This is a genomic window from Arthrobacter sp. BF1, from assembly GCF_056680215.1.
The window spans coordinates 1146342-1162695 of the sequence record NZ_CM155271.1; the positions used below are offsets into that span (position 1 = coordinate 1146342).

16 protein-coding genes are annotated in these 16354 nt (G+C 66.8%); 7 read left to right on the forward strand and 9 right to left on the reverse strand.

The features are described 5' to 3' along the window. Positions 1-27 precede the first annotated feature (27 nt). A complete protein-coding gene (locus tag AC1MCD_RS05510) occupies positions 28-477 on the forward strand; it encodes a DUF2231 domain-containing protein (RefSeq protein WP_498676594.1) in 450 nt (149 codons plus the stop codon). Between the two features lie 3 nt (positions 478-480). Here the strand turns inward: AC1MCD_RS05510 and AC1MCD_RS05515 are convergent, their stop codons facing one another. From AC1MCD_RS05515 to AC1MCD_RS05535, 5 genes are all read right to left on the reverse strand, one after another. Next, positions 481-1503, reverse strand: a complete 1023-nt coding sequence (locus AC1MCD_RS05515) for an Lrp/AsnC family transcriptional regulator (protein ID WP_498676596.1) — start codon at positions 1501-1503, stop codon at positions 481-483. 98 nt (positions 1504-1601) lie between these two features. Next, complete coding sequence (locus AC1MCD_RS05520; RefSeq protein WP_498676598.1) at positions 1602-2849, reverse strand: amidohydrolase; 1248 nt, start codon at positions 2847-2849, stop codon at positions 1602-1604. 48 nt (positions 2850-2897) lie between these two features. After that, a complete protein-coding gene (locus tag AC1MCD_RS05525) occupies positions 2898-3629 on the reverse strand; it encodes a hypothetical protein (RefSeq protein WP_498676601.1) in 732 nt (243 codons plus the stop codon). 16 nt (positions 3630-3645) lie between these two features. Continuing rightward, positions 3646-4380: a DUF5058 family protein gene (locus AC1MCD_RS05530; protein WP_498676603.1), complete on the reverse strand. Its 735-nt coding sequence runs from the start codon at positions 4378-4380 to the stop codon at positions 3646-3648. Positions 4381-4725: 345 nt separating this feature from the next. Further along, complete coding sequence (locus AC1MCD_RS05535) at positions 4726-6312, reverse strand: alkaline phosphatase D family protein (RefSeq protein ID WP_498676605.1); 1587 nt, start codon at positions 6310-6312, stop codon at positions 4726-4728. Between the two features lie 270 nt (positions 6313-6582). On the opposite strand from AC1MCD_RS05535, the gene AC1MCD_RS05540 reads away from it, so the two are divergent. Next, complete coding sequence (locus AC1MCD_RS05540) at positions 6583-7320, forward strand: hypothetical protein (RefSeq protein ID WP_498676607.1); 738 nt, start codon at positions 6583-6585, stop codon at positions 7318-7320. A gap of 75 nt (positions 7321-7395) precedes the next feature. Here AC1MCD_RS05540 and AC1MCD_RS05545 read toward each other — a convergent pair whose 3' ends face one another. After that, on the reverse strand, positions 7396-7620 hold the full coding sequence (locus AC1MCD_RS05545; RefSeq protein WP_498676609.1) for a hypothetical protein: 225 nt from the start codon (positions 7618-7620) through the stop codon (positions 7396-7398). Positions 7621-7744: 124 nt separating this feature from the next. After that, positions 7745-8254 carry a prevent-host-death protein gene (locus AC1MCD_RS05550; protein ID WP_498676610.1) on the reverse strand — a complete coding sequence of 170 codons (510 nt, stop codon included), beginning with the start codon at positions 8252-8254 and terminating at the stop codon, positions 7745-7747. 218 nt (positions 8255-8472) lie between these two features. Here AC1MCD_RS05550 and AC1MCD_RS05555 point away from each other — a divergent pair, with 218 nt between their 5' ends. Both AC1MCD_RS05555 and AC1MCD_RS05560 read left to right on the forward strand, forming a co-directional pair. Continuing rightward, complete coding sequence (locus tag AC1MCD_RS05555; RefSeq protein WP_498676612.1) at positions 8473-9528, forward strand: 2,3-butanediol dehydrogenase; 1056 nt, start codon at positions 8473-8475, stop codon at positions 9526-9528. Positions 9529-9690: 162 nt separating this feature from the next. Further along, positions 9691-10053, forward strand: coding sequence for a cupin domain-containing protein (locus AC1MCD_RS05560; RefSeq protein ID WP_498676615.1), 363 nt, complete (start codon positions 9691-9693; stop codon positions 10051-10053). Between the two features lie 47 nt (positions 10054-10100). Here the strand turns inward: AC1MCD_RS05560 and AC1MCD_RS05565 are convergent, their stop codons facing one another. Further along, complete coding sequence (locus tag AC1MCD_RS05565; protein WP_498676617.1) at positions 10101-11045, reverse strand: NAD-dependent epimerase/dehydratase family protein; 945 nt, start codon at positions 11043-11045, stop codon at positions 10101-10103. A 31-nt stretch (positions 11046-11076) separates the two neighbouring features. After that, a complete protein-coding gene (locus AC1MCD_RS05570) occupies positions 11077-11865 on the reverse strand; it encodes a DUF4386 domain-containing protein (protein WP_498676619.1) in 789 nt (262 codons plus the stop codon). A gap of 98 nt (positions 11866-11963) precedes the next feature. Here AC1MCD_RS05570 and AC1MCD_RS05575 point away from each other — a divergent pair, with 98 nt between their 5' ends. The 3 genes from AC1MCD_RS05575 (at position 11964) to mgtA (ending at position 16307) form a co-directional block, all read left to right on the forward strand. Next, positions 11964-12677, forward strand: coding sequence for a TetR/AcrR family transcriptional regulator (locus AC1MCD_RS05575; protein WP_498676622.1), 714 nt, complete (start codon positions 11964-11966; stop codon positions 12675-12677). 193 nt (positions 12678-12870) lie between these two features. Then, the gene (locus tag AC1MCD_RS05580) at positions 12871-13572 is read left to right on the forward strand and encodes a hypothetical protein (protein ID WP_498676626.1); all 702 of its coding nucleotides are present in this window, start codon (positions 12871-12873) and stop codon (positions 13570-13572) included. 50 nt (positions 13573-13622) lie between these two features. Beyond that, positions 13623-16307: a magnesium-translocating P-type ATPase gene (gene mgtA, locus AC1MCD_RS05585; protein ID WP_498676628.1), complete on the forward strand. Its 2685-nt coding sequence runs from the start codon at positions 13623-13625 to the stop codon at positions 16305-16307. Positions 16308-16354: the final 47 nt, after the last annotated feature.

The window sequence follows — 16354 nt, forward strand, 5'->3', positions numbered from 1 at the left end:
GCCGGCCGCCTTACGGCCAGTCCGGGAATGCGAAGTTTCTTTCGCGGGGATGCCATCGGCATCCCCCTGCACGGCATCCTGACCGACGCTCCTTTTGGTGCCTGGTGGTCGGCGATATTCCTCGATTTCTACAAGGACGACGGCTCGCGGAACGCCGCAAAACGGCTGGTGGGCCTCGGCGTCGTGGCAGCAGTTCCCACCGCTCTCTCCGGCTGGGCGCAGTGGTCGATGAAGGATCAAGGCACGAAGCGCGTCGGCATCGTCCACGCCGCCGCTAATGCCGCGGCCCTCCTGGTGTACCTTGCCTCGTGGGCGGCACGTGAGCGCGGCCGCCACGAGCTTGGCATAGGCCTGGCACGGGCAGGAGCAGTGTTGCTGCTGGCCAGCGGATTCCTGGGTGGCCACCTGCGCAGCGGCCGGCCACGCCGCGTGGCAAAGCTCCCTCGGAACGATAGCCCCGAGAACGGGAGGCTTTGATCCCTAGGCACTTAGTGGCCTCTTCCCTTCCTTGCCAGCTTCCTCCCCAACATGCGGGAGCTTCCCGTCGCGGTAGGCAACGGTACTGCGCTTGAAGATCCCGGCGAACAGCGAGACGCCCACGCCGTTCACGCCGGGACGCGCCGCGATGCCCGCCATGACCGCGCGCAGCTCCGCGAGGCTCCGGGTGGCGGTCTGGACGAGGATGCGGCCCGCGACGTTGGCGGCCCAACGTGTTGCTGGCAGATCCGCGATGTACCGCCCGGCGGCGTCCAGCGCGGGAGCCTCGGCGCGAACGGTCAGCAGGCCCTCCACGGGATACCCGATCGACGCCGGGTCGAGGATCGCGCGCACGTACACGGCACCGTTGGCGATGAGTGTCTCGAGCCGCCGGCTCGCGGTCGCTTTGGACACCCCGAGACCGGCGGCCAGCTCCTCGATGGTTATGCGGCCGTTGGCACGCAGGAGGTCGGCGAGGGCGCGGTTCGGCTCGTCGAGGAGCTGCATCCCCAATTCGGCGTACCCCGTGGCGAAATGGGGGAGCTCGGAGGGGCTGAGCGCGTCGTACTGCTCCAGGCTGAGCACGTCCGGCCGCCAGCCGGAGACTGTGCGGTAGTACTCGAAGACCGGGTCCAGCGAGAAGTCCCGCACGCCCTTGAGCGCGGCCAGCTCCCCGTACAGGAACCCGCCCACGGCGTCCCGTTCCAGGAAGAGCTCCACGACGCACTCGCTCGCCCCGGACAGCGCGCTGACCCAGTGCGTCTCGGGCCGCTCGGCAAACCACATCCCCGCCGTCGTGACAGCGGACGGCGCGGCAGCGACGCGCAGCATATAGAGGTCCACGTTCCCGAACGCCGCAGGGCTCGGGAACGACTGCACCCGCACCGCCCCGGAGGCGAGGAGCCGATTGCCCCGGCGGGCAACAGTCCGCTCCTGCTGCCCAAGCACCTCGGCAATGAGTCTCCAGGGCGCGCGGCCATTGCGGATAAGGGCTGCCACAATCTGGCGGTCGAGGTCGTCGAGCATGCGCTTTATCCTTCCATGTCCCGGGCCGCGGTCCCGGCAGCCTTCCCCGCTTAAGGCGGAAGTACGACGGCGGGTGGGAACCCGCCGTCGTTCCTCACCTACTTGGCCAGGTACTCGAGCAGCACCGCAAGCGCGGCACCGGTGCCGTTGACCACGGCGAGCTCGGCGTCGGGCGCGAACTGCGGGGAGTGGTTGCCGGCCGGCGCCCGGCCGTCGGCGAACGCCGCGGCCGGGAACGCGCCGAACGCCCAGAACACCACGGGAACGCCGATCGCGTCGCCCAGCCAGCCGGCGTCCTCCGAGCCCATGCCCAGCGGCGCGGCGATGACGGAGTCGGGTCCGAAACCGGCCTGGAGCGCCGCCGTGGCGCGTGCGGTGTGCTCGGCGTCGTTGAAGAGGCGCGGGAAGCGGTTGATCTCCACGATGGCGGGTTCGTCGATGCCGGAGGCGGCGGCCTCGGCGGCGACGATACGGCGGATCGAGCCCAGGACCTGGGCGCGGACGTCCTCGTCGGGGGTGCGCACGTTGACGGAGAACTCCGCCGTCTCCGGGATGATGTTTTCCTTCAGGCCCGCGTGGAAGGTGCCGACAGTCACCACGGCCGGCGTGATCGGGGCGAGCTCGCGGGAGACGATCGTCTGCAGGCGCAGGACCATGGCTGCCGCGGCGACGATCGGGTCAAGGGATTTCTCCGGCTGGGACCCGTGTGCCTGGCGCCCGCGGACCGTGATCCGCCACGAGTCGGCGAGGCTCGCCATGTTCCCGGCACGCAGCCAGAACTTTCCAGCCTCCACGGGCATCACGTGCTGGGCGAGGACCACCTCGGGGCGCGGCGCACGGTCCCAGAGGCCGTCGTCGACCATTGCCTTGGCACCCCACGCGGTCTCCTCGCCGGGCTGGAAGAGGAACACAACGGTCCCGTGCCACTTGTCCCGGTTCGCGGTGAGGTAGGCGGCGGCGGCGAGGGCTGCGGTGATGTGGGTGTCATGGCCGCAGCCGTGCATGGTGGGCGCTTCTTTGCCGTCGGGCAGCGTGCCCGTGGCGGTGCTCGCGTAGTCCAGGCCGGTGGCCTCCTCGATGGGCAGGCCGTCCGTGTCCGCGCGGAAGCCGACTACCGGGCCCTCACCGTTGGTCAGGAGACCGACGACGCCGGTCCCGCCGGAGCGGAAATGCTCAACTCCCAGCTCGGTCAGCCGGGCCTCGATCGCCTCGGCTGTCCGGTGCTCCACCGAGGACAGCTCGGGTGCCCGGTGGTACCCCTTGTACATCTCGACGTGTTCGGCGACGAAGCCCGCGGGGACCTCGATGCCGTTGGCGAGGGTGGCGGTGGTGGCGGTGTCAGTCATGGGGGCCTTTCGGGTCAGTCAGGTTCGGTGCTGTTCTGCAGGCGGAGCTTAGTGTCCGATGGAGGACGGGGCCTCGGAGGATGTGGGCTCGACGCTGCGATTCCGGGCGAACCAGGCGACGAGGATGACAGCGACGACCGCAACCGCGGTTGCATAGTTCGTCAGGGCCGGTGCGATCCGGATCACGCCGTAGACGACGATGGCCGAGACCACGGCGGCGATGATGGTGGTCCGCGCGTTCTTCATGGTCACCACGGCCTGGACCGTCACGGCGCCGAAGACCGCGGCGAGGATGTACAGGCGGGCCACGGCAATGAGTCCCGCCGGCAGGAGGCCGAGAAGCCACGTGCCGAGGAATCCCACGAAGATGATGAGCGAGAGGATGTGGACAGCCGCCGCGCCGATGATCGCAGCGCCGGCAATGAGTTCGGCGCGGCGCGTGCCCGGCTTCTCGCCGAGGTCGGTCTGGGCAATCAGCGCGGAGGGGAGCAGCTTGTTGGCGATGTTGCCGATCATGAACGCCTGGTACATGGCGGAGCGTCCGAGGATCGGGTAGTACGAGATCGGCTCGACAACGGCGATGATGCCGAACGTCGCGAAGACGATGCCGAACGCGGTCCACACCTCCTGGCCGGTGATGCCGAGGCCGGTGCCAAACGCTGCGAAGAGCGCGGCGGCGAGGGAGACGAGGAAGCCGAGCCCCAGGGTGATGGGGCCCCAGATGGACGTGGTGCGCTCGAACTGGGCGAGCCCGTCGAGGGATGCGGTCTTAGAGGACATGAGCGGTTCTCCTGGGCTACTTGGCTGTGACGAGGAAGGCGGCGGCGAGGGCCACGAAGATCGCGATGCCGAGGCCCCACTCGCGCAGCCAGGGCTTGTCGAAGAATTTCGCGGCGGCGATGCACAAGCCCATCACCACCGCCGAGACGAGCAGCGTGAGGACATGGACGCCGGACTTGGTGGTCTCAGTGAGCGCGAGCGTAAAGAAGGCGGCGAGGATCGCGGCCGTGGGGACCACGGTCATGACGGCCGGGTTGACCTTGCGCAGCGTCTTGTCCCCCTTGGCCAGGATGGGGGTGAGGATGAGCGCGGTGAGCATCCACACCAGGCCACCGAGGGTCATCGCGGCGAAACCGATGGCGAAGACCTTCTGGGTGTAGGTGGGGCCGCCGAGTTGTGCACCCTGCGACTGGGCCGCCAGGCCGGCCGCGGCGACGTCAAACGCCGCGGAGCCCACGAGGCCGATGCGGGTCAGGACAGCTGGCGTGCTGAAGAGCGGCAGGAGCGAGATCGCGACGAGGGCGACGGCGAGCGAGGGGCCGATCGCGGCGATGCCGCCGCGGCGGACTGAGCCGATGACCTGCTTGTCCGTGAGGTTCACCGAGCCGGCGGCCTTGCGGATGGCCCGCAGGTAGATGACGGACTGGAGCACGATGACCGCGAAGACGGCTGCGGCGCAGATCCAGAGGAAGGGGTGAAAAGACACGGGGCTGATGTCGGTCGAACCCGGGTCGACGGCGAAGCGGTGCATCCGCACTCCTTGGGGGTTTCATGGGTTGGCTCAGGTGTGATGTCGATCTAACGCCTCTGTGATCTACATCATTACTGATTTCTTCCATGAAACGCCCTGAGATGTCCATAAGTCAAGTGTTTTGTCGTTTTTCTGTCGATATCGACGAAAGAGTCACTACTGCGGGTGGTGGAGGCCGCCCCTTCAACGCTCTCTCACTTAATGCGGGTTTCCCGCGGACGCTCTATCACTTGATGTGGGTTTTCGGCGGACGCTCTCTCACTTGGGTGGACGCAGCGAAACCCCCGGCCGAGCAGACTCGGGCGGGGGTTTCGACAGGCTCAACTGACGGAGCGTCAGCAGGTTCTATTTGGCGACCAGCCCCGCCACCCCGTCCCGGATCTCAAACGATGCCTTCGTCGATACGGGAGCACCCGGCGTCGTGACGTAGTCCAGCGTCCGGAAGTCAGCGGTCATCGCATCCTTGGTGATGCGGGTGTTCACGTAGCCCCGGTTGTCGTTGTAGAACTTCAGGTGCGGGTTCCAGGCCATCACGGGATCGACCGTTGAGCCGTTGCCGTTGCCGGTGGAGGTGATGGAGGTGCAGACCAGTTCGGAACCGACCACGGGGGAGGCGGGGTCCTTGTAGTCCACCTTGACGTCGTTGGCCCAGTTGCGGTGCACGTCGCCGGTGAGGACGACGGCGTTGCGCACGTTGGCGTCCACCCAGCCCTGGGTGATGCGGCGGCGCGAGGCAGCGTAGCCGTCCCAGCCGTCCATGGAGACGTCGTCGATCTCGGGCGCCTTATTGCGGTCACGCTCGGTGAAGAAGACCTGCTGGCCCAGGATGTCCCAGCGCTGGGTGGAGTTCTTGAACCCGTCCAGCAGCCACTTCTCCTGCTCGGCGCCGGTGATGGTGCGGTCCTCGGCCAGGCGCTCGGCGACGTTTTTCTTCCAGCCGTCGCCGGCGAGCTGGTCGTCGCGGTACTGCCGGGTGTCCATCATGTGGAAGTTGGCCAGCTGGCCCCACTGCAGGGTGCGGTAGATCTTCATGTCGGCTCCCGCCGGCACCGAGGAGGACCGCAGCGGCATGTTCTCGTAGTAGGCCTGGAACGCGGCGCTCCGGCGCTGGCGGAAACGCTCGGTGGTGTCGTTCAGCTGGCCGGCGTCCGTGTTTTCCGGGACGTCGTCCGCCCAGTTGTTGTCCACCTCGTGGTCATCCCAGACCACCAGCCACGGCGCGATCGCGTGCGCGGCCTGGAGATCGGCGTCGGCCTTGTACTGCGCGTGCCGCTGGCGGTAGCCCGCCAGGCTGACGGTCTCCGGGCCGGCGTGGTCGCGCGGGTTGCCGCCGCCGATCACGTAGCTGTCCTTCTTGTACTCGTACAGGTAGTCGCCCAGGTGCAGCACCAGGTCCGGGTGGTCCTGCGCCAGCCGCGAGTAGGCGGTGAAGTAGCCGTGCTCGTACTGCGCGCAGCTGGCGAACGCCATGGCCAGCGCCGCCGGCGTCTCGTGCAGCGCCGGGCTGGTGAGAGTGCGGCCCACCGGGCTGATGTGCTTGCCGGTGCGGAAGCGGTAGAAGTATTCGCGCCCCGGGCGCAGGCCCTTCAGTTCCACGTGCACCGAGTGCGCGGTTTCGATCCGGGCGTGCTCGACGCCGCGGGCTACTACGGTGCGCATGCTTGCGTCCTCAGCCACTTCCCACTGCACTGCGACGTTGCGGGAGGGCATGCCGCCCAGGCCGTCCTCTGCCACGGGGTTAACGGCGAGGCGGGTCCAGATCACGAAGCCGTCCGGCCACGGCTCGCCGGAGGCGATGCCCAGCATGAACGGATCGGTGCGGAGACCGGCGTCGTCCGCGGTTGACGTAGCGTACGCGGCACCCGGCAGGGCGGCGACGAGGCCGGCCCCAAGGCCGGCGGTGAGGAGGGATCTGCGTGAAATGTTATCCATGTGTTCGACCGTAGGGAGGCCGGTTGGACAGGTTCTGAGGAAGATGTGAATGGACGGTTAACTGCGTGACAAGAGATGTCGATTTGGCTTGATGCCTAGGATCATCCACTGCGCCCTCCGCCGAAAGGGTATCTTTGGCGAGGGGGGCCGTACCGGTCAAGTCCTACACCGGTGTCCGGGTTTGCCCGCGGCCAGGCCGAGCAGCAGCACGTCTCCGGTGTCAGCGCCCGACGGCAATGACGCCGTCATCATGACTGAGGAGAGTGACTGGTGAGCAACGCCGGTGAATGGACTGCCACGCTCAAGGCATTCCACGAGAAGCAACTGGATCGTCCCCGCCGTGTGTACCGGCTCGGCAGGACAAAGGTCATCTTTTCCGGTGGCCATGCGGCATGCACCGTGGGTGCAGCAGTTGTGGCGTCATGGTTGGATTTTCCTACCTTGGCGTTTTGGATTGCCATCGCCGTCGGGTTTGTCGTCGGCAAGTACCTCTTCCCGGTCCCGCGCAGCAGCGTGGCGAGCCGCTACGGCTCCAGGGGCGTGGCCAGGAAATCTCCCGGCGAACTGGACTACATGACGCCGGAAGAGATCCGGGCCTACCAGTACAACGTCCAGTTCATCCAGAAGGGCGTTACCCCTTTGGAGCTGGGGACCGAAGAAGCTCTAGGCCGCCAGTCTGAGGGAGTCAGGACAGTGTCCCGGGGTGCGGGCGCTGACGCCGGGTTGCTGGCGCACCTTTCCCTGGCCGATGTCAACGAATACGGGCGGACCGCCGACCGACACGATCTGCTGAAGCGGCGGTGGCTCACCTACGAGGTGGACCCGCAGTTGCAGTTCGATTTCCCCGCCATGTCCGATATGGCACTACCGACGACCGTGGCGATGATCAGGGCCATGCGCGCCGCCGATCACGAGAGAACGACAGGCAATGCTGCAGGCTACAAGCTGGCGGTGGACTGGTTTTCGCAGACCCTGGCCGAGGCGGAACGGGCGGCCGGCGTCCCGTAGACGGAGTATCTCAGAACGTCGACGGGCGAATGGCATATCGCCGGCTGCCCGCCACGTCCTGCTGTGCGTGATCCCTCAACTTTTGGTCTGGTTGGGATGGCTTTTATGTACCTGCTCAAGAAAGACCACTTGATCCACTACATAGAACCAGATGCGGGCATCGCCCTTAAGTGTGGGCTTGTGCTGCCACCGCTTATGGGTCGCCCCGCCGCGGATCACAAGGCCCAACTCACCCCGTAGAGGGTAGTTGAGCGGTGTTATCTGCTCAGGGGTCTGCGTCAGAAAATCCCAAGTGTCCACTATCGGATTCCTGATAGTAGCTTTCAGATCTGTCCAGCCACGCCGCGCCTGGACAGAAGCAAACCGAAGTTCGTACTCGCTCTTCTTCGTGGGCCCTCTCAACCTTTTCGATCTTCGCCATGCTCTACGGGCGCTCGACGGCTTCGGAGCCGTCGAGCCACTCCACGGGTTCCTTGCCAAGGCCGGCTGCGATGGCCGTGGCAGTCTCACGCCATGAAGTCAGTTCTGCGATAGCCAAATGGGGCTGATTGGTGGCGAAGGAAGCCCTCGCTGCCGCCAGGACGTCATTGGCGCAAGACTCCCGGTCAGATGGGCCCAGGGCAAGCATCCACGGGAACCGGTCGCTCATGCGGGCTGCAAGCGACCCGTCCGTGCTTGTTGAGACTGCAACGAGTTGTGCTGCCAGTTCGAGAAGTGAAATGCGTGCCGCATCTGCGCTTTCGGACATTAGTACGAGGGACTCGCCGTCACGGCGAGTGACCCGGACAGGGTGATCTGCCGCTGCGGCAAAAACATCAGCGGAGGAGCGACTAAGTTCAGACGACTGGAACGACGTCCGGGTCTTCACGGGCTGGGGTGTGTCTGAAGTTTTGGAAGACTGCGAGGTCTTTCGAGGTTTTGTTGCTGCGCTCATGCATCCACACTAACTCAGAACGTGTTCTGAAGTCTATGAAGGCCGACTGACTGAAATGGCCGAATGGCGCTTCGATCAAGCCCTGATTTTGCCCATACCAACCAAAGGTCCCTACCGGACTTCCGGCCCCGGTGCGAGGATGTTCGGATGCGGCCCGGCTGCCCCTGGGGTCCCGGTCCTGCGAGGACATTCACGTTCACCGAAGGGAAGGATCCATCATGAAGGCAGCACGTTTCCATGGCCGCGAGGACATCCGCATCGACGATATTCCGGAACCTGAACTCAGGGCAGGGGCGGTGAAGATCGACGTCGCGTGGTGCGGTATCTGCGGCACTGACCTGCACGAATACCTGGAAGGCCCCATTTTCGTCCCCGCGCCCGGGCATCCGCACCCACTTACCCACGAGGAACCGCCGGTGACGCTTGGGCACGAATTTTCCGGGACTGTCTCTGAAGTCGGCGACGGCGTGGAGGGGCTCGCGGTGGGGGACAACGTCGTCGTCGAACCGTACTTCGTGGACGGCGACTGCGACATGTGCCAGGCGGGCAGCTACCACATGTGCCGGCAGCTGGGCTTCATCGGGCTGGCAGGCGGCGGAGGCGGCCTGAGCGAGAAGATCGTGGTGGACGCGCGGTGGGTGCACCCCATCGGGGACGTTCCCCTGGACGAGGCGGCCCTGATCGAGCCGTTGTCCGTGGCGCACCACGCGGTGGCCCGCAGCGGGGCGAAGGCCGGCGACGTTGCCCTGGTGGGCGGCTCCGGGCCCATCGGGCTGCTCACCGCTGCCGTCCTCAAAGGCATGGGTGTGACCACCATCATCAGCGAACTCACCGCGGCGCGGAAAGAGAAGGCGACCTCCAGCGGGGTGGCGGACCATGTGCTCGATCCCAGCCAGGAGGACGTTCCGGCGCGGGTGCGGGAGCTCACCGGCGGAACCGGTGCGGACGTCGCGTTTGAGTGCGCCGGCGTGAACGCCGTGCTGGACACCATGCTCGACGCCGTCCGGCCGAGCGCCGTGGTGGTCAACGTATCCATCTGGGGCGCTCCCGCCAGCGTGGACATGCAGAAGCTGGTGCTGAAGGAGATCGACCTGCGCGGCACCATCGCCTACGTCCGCGACCACCCGGCCGTGATCAAGATGGTGCAGGAGGGCAAGGTGGACCTGAAGCCGTTCATCACCGGGCGGATCGCCTTGGATGACCTGGTGGAGCAGGGCTTCGACACCCTCATCAACCACAAGGACACGGCGGTCAAGGTGCTGGTGCATCCGTAGGGCCAGCACAAAAGCTGGTTTCCGCGTGCGCTTGCGGGGGTCCACGCGGAGGCGGAGAATGGCCTCACTGGCGGGGTTCCATCTCCTTCCCCGCCGTGGGCATCGAGGCCCCGCCGGCGTTGTTTCAGTTGCACCCGCAACCACCGTCCCACAGGAGATGAAATGCCAAATCTAGTACGCATGAGCCTGGATTCGCCGGAGGAGACCCGCCCCTTCGAAGGTGATACCGGCCAGCTTCAACTCGTCAACATGGAAAAGGGCGCCGTCGGCCGCGCCACGTTCCTGCCCGGATGGCGCTGGTCCGAGCACGTGAAGCCGATCGCGAAAACGGAGAGCTGCCAGGCATCCCACATGGGGTACTTCGTGTCCGGCCGGATGAAAGTGGTCATGGACGACGGCGAAGAGATGGAATACGGACCCGGCGACTTCGCCACCATGGCCCCGGGGCATGATGCCTGGATCCTGGGAGACGAGCCCTGCGTGGTCATCGACTGGCAGGGGTTCGCCGACTACGCCAAACGCTGAAACGCGCTCAAAGCGGAAGCTCGAGTTCGCCCGGGGCTTCGATGGGCTCAACCACCGGCTTTATAGGCTTCGAGGGTTTCGGCGATGGCCGAAGCCAGCGGAGTTGCGGAGATCCCCAGCCGGGCCGCGATTTTGCTGCTGTCCACGATGAACGGTTCCTCGAACTGGTACTGCATTTCGAGGAGTTCACGGATGGTGGGGTTGAAGAGGCCGAGGCCGCGCAGGAGCAGCGGCGGCAGCCTTCGGAGCCTGCTGCGGGGCTGTCCGGCAAGGCGGAAGACCATGTCCACGAGTTCCCGTGTGGTGCGGGTTTCGGGATCGTTGGGCAGATGCCAGACCTCGCCGGGAGCGTCCGGGTGTTCGCCAAGAACGGCGAGGCCTTCACCGATGTCAGGTACGTACGTGTAGGCGTGCGGCTGGTCCGGGTCACCGAGCACCTGGGCCGGTTTGCCGGCCAGGGCTGGGCGGAAGACGCGGTCGCCCAAGTTGGATTGGGCGCCGCCGCGGGGGCCGAAGTAGTCCGAAGCGCGGCCGATGGCCACCTGGACCCGGCCGGCGCGGTGTGCCGCCATAAGTTCTTCTGACATCCGTGACCTGAGTTGCCCCTTCTTGGTGTGGGCATTGTGGGGGCGGTCTTCGGTGAGTGGGTGCCCGTCCGGCCGCCCGTACATGTAGACGTTTTCCATGCTGACCAGCCGGGCGCCGGTGCTTTCGGCGGCACTCAGAACTGCTGCCTGCAGCGCGGGGAAGTGGGCGGTCCATTCGGAGTAGGCCGGGTTCAGTGTCTGATAGACGACGGCGGCACCGCGGGCTGCGTGCGCGGCGAAAGCGGGATCGGCGGCGTCACCTCCCGCAACGTCGACGCCGTCGGGAACGTGCGCGCGTCCTGACCGGTTCACGAGCCGCACGGTGGCTCCGCGGCGCCGCAGTGCTTCGAACGTGGCGAGTCCGATGGCACCGGTGCCGAAGATGACGTGCAGTCCCGGACTCATGCCGCACCGGGAAAGGGGCCGCTGGCGGACCTCACAGGGGAAGGGAATCTGTCGGTGCTGATACATCCGATGCAGCGGGGGAGTCGGTGGTGGCCTGTCCTGTCCGGTCGGCGGAGCGGACAAGGATGCACACACCCAGCGCGGCCACCCACAGTCCCCAGCCGGTGCTGCCGAGGAGACCTGCCAGGTCCCAGACCGGGAATCCGGGAACGGCGGTGGCCAGGATGTCGCCCTGGTTCAGCAGGTAGAGGATGCTGACGAGGATTCCCGCTGCGCCAAGCCAGGCCGGAAGGATCCTGCTGCGCAGAATGATCACACTCAGAGTCACCGACCAGCCAATGACAAGCAGCTGTCCCAGGTGTTCTCCCAGCAGCGCGCCGCCAAACTGGTGCTGGGCCGTCCATGCGACGTCCACTGCGGCGCGTACCGTGGCGTCTCCTGTCACATATGAAGCTGCCAGAGGCGGGACCACGAACACCCAGCGGAGGAACCCGATCAGGGACAGGAGCACCGAAGCGGCACCCACATGGGTGGCCACCCGCATGGCCGGATGATCGCGGAGGCCCAGCGCTGCCGGCAGCAGCAGTACGGGCACGGCCAGGAGGCCGTAGGTCCAGGCCGTGGCAAACCAGGTCCAGACCAGCCCGGGTCCGCCAGCTTCGAAGGCGGGCAGCACAACGCTGGCCGGCTCCCGCAGGATGTCCGGCCAGTCGAACGTCACCGACAGGGTGGTGGCTGCCGCAGCGAACGCCAGCGCACTCACCACGAACAACGCGCCAGCCGTTCGAAGAACCCTCTTGTGGGGATGGGTGATTGCCATGGTGTCCGTCTCTCGGGGATATTTGTACGATGTACAGATACTGTACGATGTACAAAGATTGGACGACGGGCGGGAGCTTGTCAAGAGAGGATCTGAATTTGACGACGTCACCAGCCCGGACTTTCCGGCCCGGTCCCCGCCGCGCCCTCTCGGAAGCGGAGATCCTGGAGGCCGCACTGACCCTTCTGGATGAGGGCGGCATGAAGGCAGCGTCCATCCGGGGGATCGCTGCACGGGTGGGCGTGGCACCGAACGCGGTCTATACGTACTTTCCTGACAAGGCGGCGGTGGTCCAGGCGATTGTGGAGCACCTGCTCGGGCTGGTGGACCACGCGGTCTTCGCGGACCGCGCCATGCCATGGCGCCAAAGAATTGAAGCCCTCGCCCTGGAGCTGCGCGACCGGCTCACAGCGCATCCCGGTGCGGTCAATCTAATGATCGGCGGGCCCATGAAGGGGCCCAATGCACTCACCCTGAACGAACGTCTCATGGGCATCCTCGTGGAAACCGGCCTCACGCCGGGGGACGCTGCCAGGGCGGCCTATCTGCTGATCGTCTACGTCTTCGGTTCGATAGCACTGGAAGTGGCGGAGTCCGGTGGCACTCACAGCTTGGCGCCGGAAGCCGAGCGGATCACGGCACGGCAGGCCGGCTTTGCCGCCATCCCGGCCGCAACCCATCCGATATCCGCTGCGGCCGCGGGAGTCATGGCCGGCTACATCTCCACTGACCAATACCTCTGGGGACTGCGCAGAGTATTGGACGGCATCGCTGCGGGCGCCGTTGTGGACGGGCTTCCTACAGACGCGTAAGTTACCCGTCATTGCCCTGTCCGGGGAGGAACACTGCACATGGTCACTTTTGCCGGTTCGATCTTGATCCGGCGGTTGCCGGCCACCGTCATCGACGCTATCAACCTCGGACTTAAGTCCCTGTTTCGAAGGGCAGCTCAGGCGTAGGTTGAAGGCGGGCCCGAAATGCGGTGCCCGCACTCAAGGGGGCATCATGACCAGGCCCAGGCTTTCGGCATTCAGCGTTCTTGGGGTCTGCTCCCTGTTCGCGCTCGCAGGGTGTTTCGGCCCGCCGGCCCCGGCGCCCACGAGTAGCTCGGCCGCCCCCACCACGTCATCGACCCAATCCGCCGCGCCGAGCCCCACGGAAAGCACCAGCGCGACGCCGGGCCCGACGGCGTCGACCAGCGCGCCGGTGACCGCATCTCCCACGGCGACGACCCCGCCGTCGTCCACCCCCGCGAGCCCGACACCGGCACCGGAGCCTGCCTTTACGGGGTTCCCGGAGCAGGTGGCCCCGCTGACGGTCTACTACGTCGCCGTCGGTGACAACGGCATATCCGGGCCGAAGATCGGCTGCGGCGACAGCCTCGTCGCGACCACCACGGCCCCGGTCCGCTTCACGGACCAGGTGGGTCCCAGCATTGGGGCATTGCTCGCGAACAAGAGCCGCGACGTCGGCATGTCCGGACTCGTGAACGTGCTGTACCAGTCGAACCTGACGTACCTCGGCGGCGAGCTGGACGGCAGCACCATCACCATCTACCTCTCCGGGCAGTTCATGCTGGGCGGCGTGTGCGACATCCCGCGCGCGAAGGCACAGCTGGAGTACACCGCCATGGCCGCGTCCGATGCCACGAGCGCCCAGGTGTTCGTCAATGGGCGCCCGATCGACGAGGTGCTCAGCCTCAAGTAGTGCACGCCGCAGGCCTACCTCCCAAGATCGACGTGTCCGAACGGATCCGCATGCCAGAGCTGAACGTCCAGGAGCGGACCTCCCTCCAACTGCCCATCACCGACGCCGCGAGCCTGTCCGCCGAACAGGTGCTGGAACGTTTGGGCTCGGGTCCGGAAGGCCTCTCCGAGGAGGAAGCCGCCGCCCGCCTGGCCATGCTCGGGCCCAATGCCGTCCGCACCCACCGCGCCAACGGCTGGGCGGTCCTGGGCCGGCAGTTCGCCAGCCCCATCCTGATCCTGCTGCTCATCACCGCAGGGCTGTCCCTCTTCCTGGGCGACGCCACCAACTCGATCGTGATCGGCGTGATCCTGCTGGTCAGCGTGGGTCTCGGCTTCACCAACGAGTTCCGCGCCGAGCGGGCCTCCGAGGCCCTGCACTCCCGCGTCACCCATCGCGCCGTGGTGCTCCGCGCCGGAACCACCCGGGAAGTGGACGTCACCGCGCTGGTGCCCGGCGACGTCGTCCATCTCTCCCTCGGCGCCATCATCCCCGCGGACCTCCGGCTGCTCAGCACCAAGAACCTCCTCTGCGACGAAAGCATCCTCACGGGAGAGTCGCTGCCCGCAGCCAAGGACCCGGCCCCCGTGGCCGCCGGCTCGTCCCTGGGCGACCTCGCCTCCTGCGCCTTTATGGGCACCGTGATCCAGTCCGGCGGCTGCATCGGCGTGGTGGTGGCCACCGGCGGGCGCGCCGAATTTGGCCGGATCGCCCTGGGCCTGGGCGAACGGCAGCCGCAGACCGAATTCCAGCTCGGGCTCAAGCGCTTCTCCTTCCTGCTGCTGCAGGTGGCAGTCGGGCTCACGTCCCTGATTTTCATCGCCAACCTGCTGCTGCAGCGCCCGCTGATCGAATCGCTGCTGTTCTCCCTGGCCATCGCCGTGGGCATCACGCCGCAGCTGCTCCCCGCCGTCGTCAGTACGTCCCTTGCCACCGGCACCCGACAGCTGGCCAAGCGGAAGGTGCTGGTCAAACGGCTGGTCTGCATCGAGGACCTCGGTGACATGGACATTTTGGTTACCGACAAGACCGGCACCCTGACCGAGGGGCGGATCAGTTTCACCGCAGCCCTTCCGGTCACCCCGGAAACGTCCGACGGCGGCCTGCTCACCTTGGGGCTGCTGGCCACCGAGGCGGATTACACGGAGGCCAAGCTCTCCTCCGCCGGGCAGAACCCGCTGGACGCGGCCCTGTGGGAAAGCCCCGGCGCAGCCGCCTTCGACCCGGCCCGGTTCGAACGGCTGGACCTGATCGACTTTGACCACCAGCGCCGCCGCACCACCGTGCTGGTCCGGGAGGCCGGCGGCCCCGCACGGCTGGTCACCAAAGGTGCCCCCGAGGACGTACTGGCGCTTTGCGGGCCCACCCCGCCTGCCGTGCAGGCGACGCTGGATGAACAGTTCGACGCCGGCTCCCGGGTGGTGGCGGTGGCCACCCGCCCCGCCGCGGGGCTGAGCGCGCTGACCGCCGCCGACGAGCGCGACCTGGTTCTGGCCGGTTTCCTGATCTTCCTGGACCGGCCCAAAGCCAACGCCAAGGCTTCGCTGGACCAGCTGGAGGCGCTGGGAATCTCGGTGAAGATCGCCACCGGGGACAACGCCAAGGTGGCCGAAAAAGTCTGCGCGGAGGTCGGCGTGCTGTCCGGCGGGACACTGACTGGAGCCGAGATCGCGAAGCTGTCCGACGCCGAGCTCGCCGCTGCCGCCCGGACCGCCACCATCTTCGCCCGCGTTTCCCCCGAGCAGAAGGCCCGCATCATTGCCCTGTTGCGCCTGAGCGGCGGATCCGTGGGCTTCATGGGTGACGGCGTCAACGATGCCCTGGCGCTGCACAAGGCGGACATCGGCATCTCCGTGGACAGCGCCACCGATGTCGCCAAGGACGCCGCCGACGTCGTGCTCATGGACAAGGACCTGGGTGTCCTGGCCGAAGGGGTGATGGAGGGCCGGCGGATCTTCGCCAACACCATCAAGTACGTGTTGACGGGCACGTCCAGCAACTTCGGCAACATGTTCAGTGCGGCCACCGCGTCGGTGGTGCTGAGCTTCCTGCCCATGCTGCCTGGCCAGATCCTGCTCAACAACCTGCTGTACGACTCCGGGCAGCTGGCCATCCCGGGCGACCGCGTGGACAAGGAACAGCTTCGGGCGCCGTCGCACTGGAACATCGCGTTTATCCGGCGGTTCATGTTCCTGTTCGGGCCGATCAGTTCGCTGTTCGACTTCGGCACGTTCGCGCTGATGCTGTTCGTGTTCGATGCGGTGCCGGGGGAGTTCCGGGCCGGCTGGTTCATCGAGTCCATCGCCACCCAGACCCTCATCATCTTTGCCATCAGGACCCGGCGGGTGCCGTTCCTGCGCAGCCGGCCCTCCGTCGGTTTGCTCGTTGCCTCGCTGGGTGTGGTGGCACTGGGGATCTTCCTGCCGCTCTCACCGGTGGCCGGTGTGCTGGGCTTCGACCCGCTCCCGGTCCCGTTCTTCCTGGCCCTGCTGGGCATGATCGTGGTCTACCTGGTGCTGGTGGAATTCGCCAAGCAGTGGTTCTTCGCCCGCGACGCGCAGGCGCTGCCCGCCGGACCGGTGGCCGTCCGCCGTCGCACGCCCAACCACCACCTGGCCCGCCGCGCCTTCCGCTTCAGCGCCCCGGTGGCGCCGCGGCACCTGCGCCGGCTGCGGCGGAGCCGCGCCGCGGCCTGAGGTTCCCTTCCGTGCGTTGCTTGGTGCCGCGAAGCATGCCCACCTCC

Bases quoted from the DNA above. Each gene is read 5' to 3' on its own strand.
- AC1MCD_RS05580 (WP_498676626.1), top strand. From the start codon at position 12,871: ATGACCAGGCCCAGGCTTTCGGCATTCAGCGTTCTTGGGGTCTGCTCC.
- mgtA (WP_498676628.1), top strand. From the start codon at position 13,623: ATGCCAGAGCTGAACGTCCAGGAGCGGACCTCCCTCCAACTGCCCATC.
- AC1MCD_RS05515 (WP_498676596.1), bottom strand. From the start codon at position 1,503: ATGCTCGACGACCTCGACCGCCAGATTGTGGCAGCCCTTATCCGCAAT.
- AC1MCD_RS05555 (WP_498676612.1), top strand. From the start codon at position 8,473: ATGAAGGCAGCACGTTTCCATGGCCGCGAGGACATCCGCATCGACGAT.
- AC1MCD_RS05565 (WP_498676617.1), bottom strand. From the start codon at position 11,045: ATGAGTCCGGGACTGCACGTCATCTTCGGCACCGGTGCCATCGGACTC.
- AC1MCD_RS05510 (WP_498676594.1), top strand. From the start codon at position 28: ATGCGAAGTTTCTTTCGCGGGGATGCCATCGGCATCCCCCTGCACGGC.
- AC1MCD_RS05570 (WP_498676619.1), bottom strand. From the start codon at position 11,865: ATGGCAATCACCCATCCCCACAAGAGGGTTCTTCGAACGGCTGGCGCG.
- AC1MCD_RS05560 (WP_498676615.1), top strand. From the start codon at position 9,691: ATGCCAAATCTAGTACGCATGAGCCTGGATTCGCCGGAGGAGACCCGC.
- AC1MCD_RS05530 (WP_498676603.1), bottom strand. From the start codon at position 4,380: ATGCACCGCTTCGCCGTCGACCCGGGTTCGACCGACATCAGCCCCGTG.
- AC1MCD_RS05525 (WP_498676601.1), bottom strand. From the start codon at position 3,629: ATGTCCTCTAAGACCGCATCCCTCGACGGGCTCGCCCAGTTCGAGCGC.
- AC1MCD_RS05520 (WP_498676598.1), bottom strand. From the start codon at position 2,849: ATGACTGACACCGCCACCACCGCCACCCTCGCCAACGGCATCGAGGTC.
- AC1MCD_RS05550 (WP_498676610.1), bottom strand. From the start codon at position 8,254: ATGAGCGCAGCAACAAAACCTCGAAAGACCTCGCAGTCTTCCAAAACT.
- AC1MCD_RS05535 (WP_498676605.1), bottom strand. From the start codon at position 6,312: ATGGATAACATTTCACGCAGATCCCTCCTCACCGCCGGCCTTGGGGCC.